The sequence below is a fragment of the Glycomyces sp. NPDC021274 genome, assembly GCF_040641195.1.
Lineage (GTDB): Bacteria > Actinomycetota > Actinomycetes > Mycobacteriales > Micromonosporaceae > Glycomyces.
Map to the genome: position 1 here is coordinate 24,978 of NZ_JBFADC010000020.1, position 14,680 is coordinate 39,657.

At 69.7% G+C, this 14,680-nt stretch carries 9 protein-coding genes; 6 read left to right on the forward strand and 3 right to left on the reverse strand.

What is annotated here, in order from left to right; all coding sequences use genetic code 11:
- The first annotated feature begins 62 nt into the window (after positions 1-62).
- Together AB0I03_RS25485 and AB0I03_RS25490 are read left to right on the forward strand one after the other, a co-directional pair.
- Entirely contained in the window at positions 63-4,928 is a 4,866-nt protein-coding gene (locus tag AB0I03_RS25485) for an NAD-glutamate dehydrogenase (protein WP_360417042.1), read from the forward strand.
- 371 nt (positions 4,929-5,299) lie between these two features.
- Entirely contained in the window at positions 5,300-6,469 is a 1,170-nt protein-coding gene (locus tag AB0I03_RS25490) for an ROK family transcriptional regulator (protein WP_360417044.1), read from the forward strand.
- A 419-nt stretch (positions 6,470-6,888) separates the two neighbouring features.
- Here AB0I03_RS25490 and AB0I03_RS25495 read toward each other — a convergent pair whose 3' ends face one another.
- On the reverse strand, positions 6,889-7,905 hold the full coding sequence (locus AB0I03_RS25495; protein WP_360417046.1) for an ABC transporter permease subunit: 1,017 nt from the start codon (positions 7,903-7,905) through the stop codon (positions 6,889-6,891).
- A complete protein-coding gene (locus tag AB0I03_RS25500; protein WP_360417048.1) occupies positions 7,902-8,969 on the reverse strand; it encodes an ABC transporter ATP-binding protein in 1,068 nt (355 codons plus the stop codon). The genes AB0I03_RS25495 and AB0I03_RS25500 overlap by 4 nt, the downstream gene beginning before the upstream one ends.
- Positions 8,970-9,209: 240 nt before the next feature.
- Between AB0I03_RS25500 and AB0I03_RS25505 the strand changes: the two genes are divergently transcribed.
- Positions 9,210-10,001 (forward strand): ABC transporter ATP-binding protein, encoded by a 792-nt coding sequence (locus tag AB0I03_RS25505; RefSeq protein ID WP_360417050.1) that lies wholly within the window; start codon positions 9,210-9,212, stop codon positions 9,999-10,001.
- Between the two features lie 443 nt (positions 10,002-10,444).
- Positions 10,445-11,827 carry an alpha/beta hydrolase gene (locus tag AB0I03_RS25510; protein WP_360417052.1) on the forward strand — a complete coding sequence of 461 codons (1,383 nt, stop codon included), beginning with the start codon at positions 10,445-10,447 and terminating at the stop codon, positions 11,825-11,827.
- A gap of 72 nt (positions 11,828-11,899) precedes the next feature.
- Here the strand turns inward: AB0I03_RS25510 and lipB are convergent, their stop codons facing one another.
- Positions 11,900-12,571 (reverse strand): lipoyl(octanoyl) transferase LipB, encoded by a 672-nt coding sequence (gene lipB, locus AB0I03_RS25515; protein ID WP_360417055.1) that lies wholly within the window; start codon positions 12,569-12,571, stop codon positions 11,900-11,902.
- Positions 12,572-12,821: 250 nt separating this feature from the next.
- Between lipB and AB0I03_RS25520 the strand changes: the two genes are divergently transcribed.
- The gene (locus AB0I03_RS25520) at positions 12,822-13,577 is read left to right on the forward strand and encodes an amino acid ABC transporter ATP-binding protein (RefSeq protein ID WP_360417057.1); all 756 of its coding nucleotides are present in this window, start codon (positions 12,822-12,824) and stop codon (positions 13,575-13,577) included.
- 55 nt (positions 13,578-13,632) lie between these two features.
- The gene (locus AB0I03_RS25525) at positions 13,633-14,559 is read left to right on the forward strand and encodes a glutamate ABC transporter substrate-binding protein (protein WP_360417059.1); all 927 of its coding nucleotides are present in this window, start codon (positions 13,633-13,635) and stop codon (positions 14,557-14,559) included.
- Positions 14,560-14,680: the final 121 nt, after the last annotated feature.

Genomic DNA, 14,680 nt, shown 5'->3' on the forward strand with positions numbered 1-14,680 from the left:
ATCTAGCCTGTAGGCGGCCCACGACGAGGTGGGCCGAGTCGATTCGGACTGGAGATCGAGACGTGTTGGCGTTCATCGGCGACGAAGAGTTCCGCGAGACCCTCCCCGACCGGGAGGAACTGCTCCAGGAGGCCGCCCGACTGGCCGGCCCCGACGAATCACTGGCGAGGCTGGTCGAGCTCTACTGGAGCCTCGTGGCCGACGACGACCTCGTCGGACGCAGCGCCCAGCAGCTCCTCGAGACCACCGCCCACCACCGCCGCATGGCCGAGGTCCGCGCCCCCGGCGAGGTCGCCCTCGAACTCGACTGCCCCGAGGACGCCGACGGCCCCGACGCCGCCGCCTCCACCCGCGTCGACATCGTCTGCGACGACTCCCCGTTCCTCGTGGACTCCCTCACCGGCCTGTTCAACAAGCACGGCGTCGACGTCTCCGTGTTCGTCCACCCCATCGTCCCCGTCCGCCGCGACCAGGACGGCACCCTCCAGGAGGCCCCCGCCGCCGACGGCCGCGCCGAATCCTGGATGCACATCGAGACCCAGCGGGTCGCCGACGCCGCGTTCCTCGCCGAACTCGAAGCGGACATCCTCGAAGTCCTCTCCGACGTCGGCGTCTGCGTCGCCGACTGGCAGGCCATGCGCGCCAAGGCCCTCCAGATCGCCGAAGACCTCGACCGGGCCGCCACCGGCGCCGAAGGCACCACGCCGCTGCCCGTGCCGCCCAAGGACATCGACGACACCGTCGAACTCCTGCGCTGGCTCGCCGACGACAAGTTCACGTTCCTGGGCTTCCGCCAGTACCGGCTCACCGGCTCCGGCGACGACGAGGCGCTCACGCCCTTGGCCGAGACCGGCCTGGGCCTGCTGCGCAAGGCCCCGGCCGCGCCGCGCCCGCTCTCCTCGTTCAACACCGACGCGCGCTCGCAGATCGGCGCGAAGCGGCTCCTGGTCATCACGAAGTCGAACGCCCGCTCCACCGTCCACCGCACGTCCTTCATGGACTACATCGGCGTGAAGACGTTCGACGCGAACGGGAACCCCGACGGCGAACTGCGCTTCCTCGGCCTGTTCACCTCCGCCGCATACCTTTCCAGCGTCACCGACCTGCCCGTCGTCAAACGCAAGGTCCAGGACGTCCTGGAGCGCTCCGGCGTCACCCTCTCCTCCCACTCAGGGAAGGACCTCGTCACCGCCCTCGAGACGTACCCGCGCGACGAGCTGTTCCAGGCCCGCACCGACGACCTGTACACGACCGCGATGGGCGTCCTGCGTCTGGCCGGGCGCCGCCGCCTGCGCCTCTTCGCCCGCCGGGACGTCTACGGCCGCTTCTACTCCTGCCTCGTCTACCTGCCGCGCGACCGGTACAACACCGAGAACCGCCAGAAGATCGAGGAGATCCTGCGCCGGCGCCTGCGCGGCTCCCAGATCGACTACGACGCCCGCGTCACCGAATCGGTGCTCGCCCGCCTCCACTTCGTCGTGCGCATCGACCCGTTCGCCGACCACCCCCCGGTCGACGTCGAGTCCATCCAGGCCGAACTCGCCGACGCCACCCGCTCCTGGGACGCCGACCTCGCCCTCCAGCTCGACCACCACATCGGCGAAGGCCAGGCCCGCATGCTCGCCAAGACCTACGCCCACGCGTACCCGCCCGCGTACAAGGCCGAGCACTCGCCCATCGACGCCGCCAAGGACATCGCGAAACTCGAGACGCTCCGCGACAGCGGCGACATGGAGCTGCAGCTGTTCCGCCGCGGCGGCAGCGACGACGACGTCCACTTCAAGATCTACGCCTTCGACCAGGCCATCGGCCTCTCCGAAGCACTGCCGGTCCTGCGCCACCTCGGCGTACGCGTCTCCGAAGAACGCCCCTACCACATCAAACGCGCCGACGGCACCATCCACCTGCACGACTTCGGGCTCCAACTGCCCGGCCGCGCCGCCGAATCGGTGCCGCAGCTGCGCATCCGCTTCGAGAACGCGTTCCGCGCCGTCTGGACCGGCGAGGCCGAATCCGACCGGTTCAACGAACTCGTGATCGCCGCCGGCCTCACCTGGCGGCAGGTCGTCGTCCTCCGCGCCCTCGCGAAGTACCTGCGCCAGTGCGGGTTCGTGTTCTCCCAGGCGTTCATCGCCTCCACCCTCGGCGCCTACCCCGCGATCGCCGCGAACCTCGTGCGGCTCTTCGAAGCCCGCTTCGACCCGCGCGTCGGCGCCGACCGCGACGCCGCCGTCGCCCGCATCGACGCCGCACTCGCCGAAGGCCTCGCCGCCGTCCCCAACCTCGACGCCGACCGCATCCTCCGCGCGTTCCTGACCCTCATCCGCTCTACCCTGCGCACCTCCTACTTCCAGCGCGCCGACTCCGGCCGCCCCAAGGAGTACGTCGCGTTCAAATTCGACGCCCGCGCCCTCGACTTCCTGCCCAGACCCCGCCCCATGTTCGAAGTGTTCGTGTACTCCCCGCACTTCGAAGGCGTCCACATGCGCTACGGGCGCGTCGCCCGCGGCGGCCTGCGCTGGTCCGACCGCAAAGAGGACTTCCGCACCGAGATCCTCGGCCTCGTCAAAGCCCAAGAGGTCAAGAACACCGTCATCACCCCCGTCGGCGCGAAAGGCGGGTTCGTGCTCAAACGCACTGAGTTCAATGACCGCGCCGCGTTCCAGGCCGAAGGCGTCGCCCGCTACCGCGAGTTCATCTCCGCCCTGCTCGACATCACCGACAACCGCGACGCCGACAACACCGTCGTCCCACCGCCGAACGTCGTCCGCCACGACGGCGACGACCCCTACCTCGTCGTCGCCGCCGACAAGGGCACCGCCACCTTCTCCGACATCGCCAACGGCGTCGCCGCCGAATACGGCTTCTGGCTCGGCGACGCCTTCGCCTCCGGCGGCTCCGTCGGCTACGACCACAAGAAGATGGGCATCACCGCAAGGGGCGCATGGGAATCGGTGAAACGCCACTTCCGCGCCGAAGGCGTCAACACCCAAGCGCAGGACTTCACCGTCGTCGGCATCGGCGACATGGGCGGCGACGTCTTCGGCAACGGCATGCTCCTCTCCGAGCACATCCGCCTCATCGCCGCGTTCAACCACATGCACATCTTCATCGACCCCAACCCCGTCGCCGCCGCCTCCTACACCGAACGCCGCCGCCTGTTCGACATGCCCCGCTCCACCTGGGCCGACTACGACCCGACCCTCATCTCCGCCGGCGGCGGCGTCTGGGAACGCTCGGCCAAATCCATCCCCGTCTCCGACGAAGTGCGCACCGCACTCGGCATCGACGCCGACGTGAAGGACATGACACCGCCCGAGCTCATCCGCGCGATCCTCACCGCCCCCGTCGACCTCCTCTGGAACGGCGGCATCGGCACCTACGTCAAATCGACGGCCCAGACCGACGCCGACGCGGGGGACAAGGCCAACGACGCCGTCCGCGTCAACGGCGACCAGCTGCGCTGCCGCGTCGTCGGCGAAGGCGGCAACCTCGGCTTCACCCAGCTCGGCCGCATCGAATACGCCCACTCCGGCGGCCCTGACGGCAACGGCGGGCACTGCAACACCGACTTCATCGACAACTCCGCCGGCGTCGACACCTCCGACCACGAAGTCAACATCAAGATCCTGCTCCGCTCGGCCGCCCTCACCGGCCGCATCGACCCCGCCAGCCGCGACAAGCTGTTCATGGACATGGCCGACGACGTCGCCGACGCCGTCCTCGCCGACAACTACGGGCAGAACATGGCGCTGGCGAACGCGTCGCGGCTCGGCACGCGGCTCCTGCCCGTCCACATCCGGCTCATGAAGCACCTGGAGAAGACGGTCGGCCTCGACCGCGAGATCGAGGGGCTGCCGAGCGACAAGCAGTTGAAGGAGCGGGTCGCGACGGGCGCGGCACTGACCGAGCCCGAGCTCTCGGTGCTGCTCTCGTACGTGAAGATCTGGGCGAAGCGGGCGGTGCTCGACTCGGGGCTCCCCGACGAGGACTGGACCGCGCCCGTGCTGCGCTCGTACTTCCCTGCGCCGCTTCGCGAACCGTACGCCGACCTCATGGCCGACCACCCGCTGCGGCGCGAGATCGTGGCGACCGCAGTCGTCGGCGAGGCCGTGAACCGGGCGGGCACGACGTTCCTGTTCCGCATCGCCGACGAGACCGGCGCCGACGTCGTGGACGTGGTCCGCGCGTACGTGATCATCCGTGACGCGTTCGGGCTGCCGGGGCTGTGGCGGCGCATCGAGGCGCTCGACAACCAGGTGCCGCAGGACGCGCAGATCGCCGGGATGCTGGTGATCCGCCGGCTCCTGGACCGCGGCGTGCGGTGGCTCGTGCAGCACCGGCGCGGCAGCCTGGACGTGTCGGCCGAGACCGAGCGGCTGCGCCCGGGGCTCGCGGTGCTGCAGCCGCGGCTGCCGGAGCTGCTCACCGATTCCGAGGCGGTCGGGTTCGAGGAGTTCTGCGAGCAGTTGGAGCAGCAGGGGATGCCCGCGGAGATCGCGCGGGACGCCTCGGCGCCGATCTTCGGGTTCGGCCTGGTCGACGTGGTCGAGTGCGCGCGGCTGAACGACACCGACCTGGAGCAGACCGCCGAGGTGTACTACGGGATCGCGGCGCGGGTGCACCTCGACGCGATCCTCAACGAGATCTCGGCGCTGCCGCGCACGAACCGGTGGCAGACGCTCGCGCGCTCGGCGCTGCGGTACGACCTGTACGGCGCGATGGCGGGCCTGACCGCGAGCGTGCTGCAGGCGAAGCCGGGCACGGACCCGGCCGAGGCGGTCGACTCGTGGGCGGAGCGCAATGCCGCCGAGATCGAGCGGATCCACGAGGCGACGGCAGAGGCTGCGCGCTCGGACGAGAAGCTTGCGGTGCTGTCGGTGTCGCTGCGCCAGATCAGGAGCCTGGTCGAGACCGAAGGGAAGTGACGGGGCCCGGGTCGGGACCGCGGTTTCGCGGGCAGGGGTCGAGCCGCTGGGGGCCGTGTTTCGGGCCCCCGGTACCTACCCTGACATGGGGGTACGACATTCCCGCTTGAGTGAACCGGCCTCGCGATAGGGCCGGTTCGCGGGGCAGGGGTCGAGGCACTGAGCGCCGTATTCCGGGCCCCCGGTATACACCCTGACATCGGGGTACGACATTTTCGGGCTGCCGAATCCGGCCGGCCGGGTCGGGGCGCGCGTGCCTGCGCGGTCCGCTGCGGGTTTGCCGATCATGCGTTCGGCTTCCGCGCGCTAGCTGCGGCAGTGTCATGTGGGCCGCCGTGGATAATGTGGGCTCGGAGAATAAGGAAGTACGAATGCCGAAGAGCCACACCCCCGGGGTGCCCAAACTGCTTCGCGTCCTGAACGATCAGGCCGCGTTGAAACTCCTGCTGGAGGACGGCCCCCAGACCCGCGCCCAGCTCGCCGAGCGGACCTCGATGTCCAAGGTCACCGCCTCGCAGATGATGGAGCGCCTCCAGACCCGCGGCCTCGTCGAAGTCGTCGGCTCCAAGTCCGGCGGCCGCGGCCCGAACGCGTCGCTGTACGCGGCCGTGCCGGCGTTCACGTACGTCGTCGGCGTCGAGGTCGGGCCGGTGACCACCAAAGGCGCCTGCGCCGACTTCACCGGTCGCATCGTCGGCCGCGCCGAGATCGACGTCGAGCACTCGACCGACCCGGTGGCCGTGGTCCGCCGCGTCGTCACCGACTCCGTGGCCGACGCGGGCGTCGAGATGTCCAAGGTGCAGCGGATCGTCCTCGGCACCCCCGGGGTCATCGACCCCGCGAGCGGCGACATCGGCTTCTCCTGGAACCTCCCGGCCTGGCACCGCGGTCTGCGCACCGCGCTGAACGAGGAGTTCACCCCGGCCGTCGAGATCGAGAACGACGTCAACCTCGCCTGCCTCGCCGAGCAGCGATCCGGCGGCGCCGGCGGGGCCACCGACTTCGTGTACGCCTGGTTCGGCGGCGGCCTCGGCCTCGGCGTAATCCTCAACGGCCAGCTGTACCGGGGCGCCAGCGGCGCGGCCGGCGAGATCGGCTTCCTGCCCGTGCCCGGCGGCGAACTGCCCACCGGCGGTGTCGTCACGCGCCTCTCCAAAGGCTCGTATCAGCGCGTCATCGGTGGCGACGCCGTCATCGACATCGGCGCGAAGCACGGTTTCGAAGCCGCCGAACCCGGCGACGTCCTGACCGCCGCCATCGCCGCGGGGCCGGAAGGCGCGGCGTGCCTGGACGAGATCGCCCGCGGCATCGCACTCGGCATCGTCGCCGTCTGCGTCCTCCTCGACCCCACCGTGGTGGTCCTCGGCGGGCCCGTCGGCTACGCGGGCGGGCTCGAACTCGCCGGACGCGTCGCCGCCCAGACCTCCCAGCTCGCCCCCGTCAACCCGAGCGTCGTCGCGGGCTCGGTCATGGACGAGCCGGTCATGCGCGGCGCGATCCTCCACGGCCTCGACGCCGTCCGCGAAAGCCTCTTCGACTGAGCGACACGGCACTCCAGCGCCGCCCGCGAGAGCCCTTTGGACCGGTCGGCGCGGTGCCTCCCACGTCGCCTGCGAGAGGCTCCCGTGCGACGCGAACTGTCCGCGTCGCGCGCGAACGGCGCCACGACTGAGCGACGTGCGCCGTCGCGCGCGAAAGCCGCCTCTCCTGAGCAACCCGGCGCTGCCGGCCTGAAGCAACGAGACGCCGCCCGCGGAAATCCGCGGGCGGCGTCTCGTCTGCTCATGCTTCAACCATGCAGTGATATGTCACGCGTCACACGCCACCGCTCGAACAGACTCAGGCTCCATTAAAGGGAGCGCAGTGGCATATCACGCGTCACGCGCTACCGCCCCGATGTGCGTGCCACCGCCGGAACGCGGTGGCATGTCACACGTGACGCGCTACAAGTCCCGGACGGCTACGACACGTCGCGCCGGTGGAACGCCCAGCTCGCCAAGGCCGCGAAGCCCAGCACGATGCCGCCCAACAGCAGCCCCGCTTCGGTCGAGGTGATCACCATGACGTCCGGGAACTCCTGGTTGATCTCGCTCCAGTCGTGCAGTTCGATCTTCCCGTCGATCCACGCCGACACCCACGTGTACAGCGACATCCGCTCCGGGAACGGCATCTGGATCGCCATGCTCGCGAACTGCACCAGCATGTCTCCGACGATCAGGTAGCCGGCGATGATGCCGCCCGAGATCGCCGTGTGCCGCCCCAGCATCGCGAGCGACGCACCGAGCACCGTCATCGCCACCGACAGCAGACCGGCGCGCGCGAACTTCGGCAGGTTCTCGTCCCACCAGGCCGCGTTCAGATCGCCGATCTCGCCGCGGGCGGCCGCAGTCATGTACAGCAGCCCGAAGGTCAGCAGCAGCACCACGATCACCGCCGCCGCGCACACCGCGGAGACCGCACCGAGCTTCGCACCCCACACCTTCAACCGGTTCGGGTGCCACAGCAGCATGTTCGCCAACCCGCCGCTCGACCACTCCGCGCCGATCGCCGAGGACCCGAGCATCATCATGATCAGGCCCGCGATGACCACCGCGCCGATGAGGATCAGCGGGCTCTCGTCGGCGAACACGAACGTGTAGGTGTAGATGAGGTCCTCGGCGGTCCACATGCCGAAGACGTTGGCGCAGAGCTCCTCGTGGGTCATGCCCTCGAAGTACGGGTCGCCCTCGATCCAGCTGTACTCCTCGGCATCGAGGTACGCCTCGTCGTCGAGGCACTCCTCGTACTCGTAGTTCTCCTCGTTCATCCGGTCGGCCTCGGCCTGCGCGTCGGCGAGCTCGGCCTCCGTCGGGCCCTTGCTCGAGGTGAACCAGAAGACCCCGGCCAGCACCAGCAGCCCCGCCGCGGCGATGATGCCGAAGACCAGCGACAGGCGGCGGCGCGCCAGGCGCCGCAGTTCGGCTTTGAACAGGTTCACCGCTCGGCCCCTTCCGGCTCGACCTCGATGGTCACGACCCCGTCAGCGACGGGCGCGGCCGGCGCCTGCGGCACCGTCACCGACTCCCCGATCTGGACGGTCTGCCCCGGGACCGGCGCGGTGCCGGTCAGCTCCAGGAACACCGACTCGAGGTTCTTCGTCTCGGTCCGCAACTCGGACAGGTAGATCCCCGCGTCAGCGAGCGTCTTCGTCACCCAAGCCGCCTCAGGCGCGCCCGTGACCACGAGCCGGTCGCGGTCGACCGAAGCCGTCACCGCGACCTTCGTCGACTCGAGCGAACCCGAAGCCGCAGTAAGGGCCTCGGCCGCCTCCGGCAGCGAGGCCGCGTCCGGGAACCTGACGGTCAGGCTCGAATCGCCGTGGCCGGCGATGATCTCGGCCACCTTGCCGTCGACGATGCGCCGTCCCCTTGAGACGATCGTCATCGAATCGCACAACTGCTGCACCTCGGAGAGCAGGTGCGAGCTGACCACCACGGTCACGCCCTGCGAATGCGCGAGCCACTGCAGCAGCTCGCGCATGTGGTGGATGCCGGCCGGGTCGAGCCCGTTCGCCGGCTCGTCCAGGATCAGCAGCTGCGGCTGCTTCAGCAGCGCCTGCGCGACCGCGAGGCGCTGGCGCATGCCCAGCGAGTAGCCCTTGACGGACGCCTTCGCGGCGTCGCGCAGGCCCACCTGCTCCAGGACCTCCTCGACGCGCGCCTTCGACACGCCGGCGCTCTCGGCGAGCAGCTGGAGGGTCAGGCGCCCCGAGAAGTGCTTGAAGAACTGCGGGGACTCGACGACGGCGCCGATCCTCCCGACGACCTCGGGCAGGCGCTGGGGGACCTCCTCACCGAAGATCCGCATGGTCCCGCCGTCGACGCGGATGAGACCGAGCAGGGCCCGCAGGGTCGTGGTCTTGCCCGAGCCGTTGGGGCCCAGGAAACCGTGCACCTGGCCTGCGGCGACCTCGAGGTCGAGGCCGTCCAAAGCGTTGTGCGGCTGACGGAAGGCCCTCGAATAGGTCTTCCTCAGCCCCGATATCTCGATGATGGGGGGCATCTGCTCATTCCAGTTAGGACTTGCATGGTCAGGGTGTCCGGCCGCGCGAGCGGCGGCGCCGAGGCGCCTCACACCGATTGGGGACCGGCGTCTGCTAGTTCAGACGCCGCCAGGCGCGGCGTCGTTGCACGGCCCGGGCATTCACTCCGACGCGTCGCCGGGCGTTCGCCCGTGTGTCGTAATACCGCCGCCGAGGGCCGCCCGCGACCGTTCGTCCCGGGCCCGTGGTTTCATTGACCCGTGGCTCAGTCTGAACGCGTCCTCGACCTGTCCGGCGTCACCGTGCGACGCGGCGGCAACCAGCTCCTCGACGGCGTCGACTGGCAAGTCGACGCCGCGCAGCGCTGGGTCGTCCTCGGCCCCAACGGCGCCGGGAAGACGACGCTGCTCAACCTAGCGGCCGCCCGCAACCACCCCACGTCCGGCGTGGTCGAGATCCTCGGCGAGCGCCTCGGCCGCGTCGACGTGTTCGAACTGCGCCCCCGCATCGGCCTCACCACCACCCAGGTCGCCGACGCGATCCCGAACGACGAGCAGGCCTTCGACGTGGTCCGCACCGCCGCGTGGGGCATGATGGGCCGCTGGCGCGAGGAGTACGACCCGCAGGACGACGAGCGCGCCGCCTCGCTGATGCGCTGGCTCGGTGTCGCGCAGCTCGCCGACCGGCTGTTCGGGACGCTCTCGGAGGGCGAGCGCAAGCGCGTCCTCATCGCCCGGGCGCTCATGACCGACCCGGAGCTGCTGCTGCTCGACGAGCCCGCCGCCGGGCTCGACCTGGGCGCGCGCGAGGCGCTCGTGGCGACCCTCGCCGGTCTGGCACGTGACGAGGCCGCGCCGGCGCTGGTGCTGGTGACCCACCACGTGGAGGAGATCCCGCCGGGGTTCACGCACGCGATGGTCCTCTCGGCCGGCGGCGTGATCGCCGCGGGCCCGATCGCGGAGGCGCTCACCTCGGAGACCCTCTCCAAGGCGTTCGGCCTCCCGCTCACCCTCACCGCCAACGGCAACCGGTACACCGCCACCGCCTCCTGACCGCCCGCTCCCGACCGGGCTCCCGCCCCGCGAACAGGCAGAACGCGAGCGGTAGTCGGGTCCGACCGGAATGTCAGACCCTCATGTCAGGGTTTGACCGGGGGCCCGAAACACGGCCTCCAGCGGCTCGGCCCGCGCCCTGAAAACCGCGCACAACACAAGGCCCACTCAGGTCCGCTGGAATGTCGTACCCGCATGTCAGGGTTTTGACCGGGGGCCTGCAATACGGCGCTCAGCGGCTCGGCCCCTGCCCTGAAAACCGCCCACAACCCGAGGCCGACTCAGGTCCACGGGAATGTCATACCCGCATGTCAGGGTGTATGCCGGAGGCCCAAAACACGGCCCCCAGTGGCTCGGCTCCTGCCCTCGTTTGCTCCGCCCCGAGGCTGCCCTCACACGCGCAGCGCTCGTCGCGCCTGGCCGTCCTCGGTTACGCTGACTCGGTGAGATTTCGGTGGTGGCGTGCGACGGTCGTGACGGCCGTCGCCGTTTTCGCGCTCGTCTACCTCGCCGGCCTGACCCGCCTCGGCGAAGCCGAGGCCGACCAGCTCCATCCGGTCCCCGTCCTCGCGGCCGACCCCGCGAGTGAACTCTCGGCGCTGCGCGCCGACGCCCCCGTGGCCGGGGACGACCCCGCCGCCGCGCTCGAGACGGCCCTCGCCGATCCCGCGCTCGCCGCCGCCCTGGTCGCCGCCGAACCGACCGCCGACTCCGGCGAGCTCGGCGCGGCCCTCGCCGAACTGCGCGACGCCGGCGGCGGCCTCGACCCGCTCGACGTCAACGCGTTCTTCGACGGCCTCGGCGAGGACGCGACCGCCTGGCTCGCCGTCCTCTACCCATCCGTCGTCGCCGAGATGCCCGGCGCGCCGTTCGACGCCCGCATCACCGCGAACCAGCTCATCCTCAAGGCCACCACCGAGGCCTCCACCGCGTACGACAGCCCGACGCGGCCGTGGACCGACGAGGCCGAGCGGCCCGCCCGGGAGGAGCTCCAGGCCCTCGTCGGCACCGACCGCCAGTTCCTCTACCTCGACCCCTACAACAACAACGGCGACGGCTCCTGGATCGAGGTCGTCGGCGATCTCGAGACCGCCGCGAACGTCGCCGTCCTCGTCCCCGGCGGCTCGGCCGTGCTCTCCAGCGAGAACTTCGAGCTCTACTACAACCGGGCGAAGTCGTTCGTGGATGCGGCCGACGGCGAGCTCGCGGTCATCGTCTGGGCCGCCGCCTCCTGGCCCTCCGGCTGGATCGAGGAGTCCTGGGCGTCCTGGTCGCAGGTCGCCGCCGAGAGCCTCGCCTCGTTCACGTTCGACGTGCGCAACCAGATCGGCGACGACACCCCGCTGACCCTCGCCGGCCACTCCTACGGCGGCGCGGTCATCGGCTACGCCGAGACGTACGACATCGCGGCCGACCAGGTCCTCCACATCGCCTCGGCCGGCATGGGCAACGACGTGTACAGCCCCGCCGACTACACTGAGCCGTGCCGCCCCCGCTACTCGATCACCGGCCCGGGCGACCCGATCTCCTACGTCCAGGGCATGCCGTACGTGCCGCTCCTGGGCCACGGTGCCGACCCCGACGACTTCCCCGGCAACCGGAACCTCGTCACCGGCAACCTCTCGGACGCGCCCGACGCCGTCGACGACTACGGCCTGAGCCTGTCCGACCAGGGCCTGTCGGGCAAGCCCGTCGAAGGCGTGCACTCGCATTCGGAGATCTTCTACCCCGAGTCCGACGCCTGGAACAACATCTACAAGGTCCTGCTCCACGACACCCCCGACCTCGCCGACGAGCAGCCCGAAGCGTACGAAGCCTGTTCCTAGCCGCAGCATCGGCGCCCCCGGGCGACGCGAAACGGGCGCGGCATCCGCCGCGCCCGTCCATGTAAAGCCCCGCTAGTCGCTTTCGAGCAGCAGGCCCAGGTGCTTCTCGACCACCGGCATGACCTCTGCGACGGTGACCTCCCGGCCCAGCTCCTGCGACAGGCTGGTGACGTCCGCGTCGGTGATCGCGCACGGCGCGATCCGCTCCCAGTAGCTCATGTCCGGGTTGCAGTTCAACGCGAAGCCGTGCATGGTCGTCGCCCACCGCACCCGCACGCCGATCGCGCAGATCTTCCGCTCCGGGCCCTTGTCGTCCTCCGGGAGCCACACGCCCGTGCGGTCGTGCATCCGCCCGCGCGCCGACACCACCCCGAACTCGTGGCAGACCGCCGCGATCGCGTCCTCGACCCGCCGCACGTACCCGACGACGTCGACCTTGTTGCGCATCTTCATGATCGGGTAGCCGACGAGCTGACCTGGCCCGTGCCAGGTGATCTGCCCGCCCCGGTCGACGGTGACGACCGGGGTGCCGTCCTGCGGCAGCGCCCACGTCTCGGTCCGCCGCCCGGCGGTGTACACGCTCGGATGCTCGAGGAGCAGCACGGTATCGCCGATCTCGTCGTCGATCCGCCGCTGCTGCAGCTCCTTCTGGTAGTCCCAGGCCTCCTGGTAGTCCACCAGGCCGCGCCGTTCGACGGTGATCTTCCCGCCTGCGACGCTCGCGGTTCCCACGGTTGCGGTCATGGAACGACATTAATCCGCGCCGCGCCCCCGCGGCCACTGGACGCCGGATGCGTCACGGTTGTTCCGGCGACGGGTCGTATCCGTTATGCCCAGGTCGTTCTTTATGATGCTGTTACTTAATTGCCGACTAGTTGCGGCTCTGGCCGCCCCGCTAACCGCGCGTGAGCTGTCACACTACTATTTCCAGGTACTCAAGCCAATCCGCTCGCCCCGCACCAGTCGAGGGTTGCACACGACAACAGGGACACGAATGGAAGCAACGCAGCCGAAGGCACCGATGGTCAGCATCTCCGGCGTCAACAAGCACTTCGGAGCCCTGCACGCACTCAAGGACATCGACCTGACCGTGGAGGACGGCGAGGTGGTGGTCCTCATCGGACCCTCCGGCTCCGGCAAGTCCACCCTGTGCCGCACCATCAACCGGCTCGAGACCGTCGACTCCGGGCACATCACCGTCAACGGCAAGCCGCTCCCCGCCGAAGGCCGCGCGCTCGCGAACCTCCGCGCCGATGTCGGCATGGTCTTCCAGCACTTCAACCTGTTCGCGCACCTCACCGTGCTGCAGAACATCACGCTGGGCCCGATCAAAGTGCGCCGCACCCCCAAGGCGAAGGCCGAGGCCCGCGCCCGCCAGCTCCTGGAGCGCGTGGGCCTGTCCGAGAAGGCCGACGCGTTCCCCTCGCAGCTCTCCGGCGGCCAGCAGCAGCGCGTGGCGATCGCCCGCGGCCTGGCCATGGACCCCAAGCTCATGATGTTCGACGAGCCGACCTCCGCGCTCGACCCCGAGATGATCAACGAGGTCCTCGACGTCATGCAGGACCTCGCCCGCGAGGGCATGACGATGGTCGTGGTGACCCACGAGATGGGCTTCGCCCGCCGCGCGGCCAACCGGGTCGTGTTCATGGCCGAGGGCCAGATCGTCGAGACCGCCACCCCGGACGAGTTCTTCGACGACCCCAAGACCGAACGCGCCCAGGACTTCCTGGCCAAGGTCATGACGCACTAGAGCCACCCGAAACCACCACACCGTTCGCCCTTGAAGGAAGGACACATCAATGCGCATGTTCCGTAGAACCGCCGTCGCGGCCATGGCCGCCGTGGCCATGTCGCTCGCCGCCTGCTCTGGCGAAGCCAGCCAGGACCAGGAGGAGCAGGACAAGCTCGAGGAGGAAGTCGGCGCCTACTCCATGGAGCAGGCCACCGAGCTCCCCGACGGGCTCATCAAGGAGATCCAGGAGAAGGGCGTCCTCGTCGTCGGCTCCAAGTTCGACCAGCCGCTCATCGGCCAGAAGAACACCGCCACCGGCAAGATCGAGGGCTTCGACGCCGAGATGGGCCGCCTCCTGGCCCAGCGCATCTTCGGCACCGTCGACGAAGAGGGCGACGACGCCAACCTCCAGTTCGTCGAGACGACCTCGCAGAACCGCGAGACCTACATCAACGACGGCACCGTCGACGTGGTCATCGCGTCCTACTCGATGTACCCCGATCGACTCGAGAAGTTCGACTTCGCCGGCCCGTACTTCCAGACCGGCCAGAACGTCATGGTCGCCGCCGACAACACCGACATCAACTCGGTGGCCGACCTCGCCGGCAAGGACGTCTGCATCGCCGAGGGCTCGGGCTCGATCGAGAACCTCCAACTCGAGAACCCCGAAGCGAAGATCACGCCCCTCGTGGACTACGCCGCCTGCGCCGAAGCCCTCGAGAACGGCCAGACCGACGCCGTCAGCACCGACGAGACCATCCTCTACGGCTTCACCGTCGACAAGCCCGACGCCTTCCGCGTCCTCGACTCCGCGAACATCTTCACCGACGAGCCCTACGGCGTCGGCATGAAGCTCGGGGAGGCCGACGCGCGCATGTTCGTCAACGACATGATCGAAGAGGCCACCGCCAACGGCGACTGGCAGAAGGCCTTCGACCTGACCTTCGGCGCCGCCGGCATGCCGGCCCCGGCCGAACTTCCGGTCCCCAACCGCTACTAGGTCCGCAACATTCGGTACGGCGGTGGGGGGGGGGGGGGGGGGGCGCCCCCCCCCGGCGCCCGGTGGGGGGGGGGTCTGGGTCATATTTGAGAGGAAGGGAAAACACACAACTGTACTCACA

Excerpts from the sequence above, each read along its gene's own strand:
- AB0I03_RS25490 (WP_360417044.1), top strand. The coding sequence starts at position 5,300 with ATGCCGAAGAGCCACACCCCCGGGGTGCCCAAACTGCTTCGCGTCCTG.
- AB0I03_RS25500 (WP_360417048.1), bottom strand. The coding sequence starts at position 8,969 with ATGCCCCCCATCATCGAGATATCGGGGCTGAGGAAGACCTATTCGAGG.
- lipB (WP_360417055.1), bottom strand. The coding sequence starts at position 12,571 with ATGACCGCAACCGTGGGAACCGCGAGCGTCGCAGGCGGGAAGATCACC.
- AB0I03_RS25520 (WP_360417057.1), top strand. The coding sequence starts at position 12,822 with ATGGAAGCAACGCAGCCGAAGGCACCGATGGTCAGCATCTCCGGCGTC.
- AB0I03_RS25525 (WP_360417059.1), top strand. The coding sequence starts at position 13,633 with ATGTTCCGTAGAACCGCCGTCGCGGCCATGGCCGCCGTGGCCATGTCG.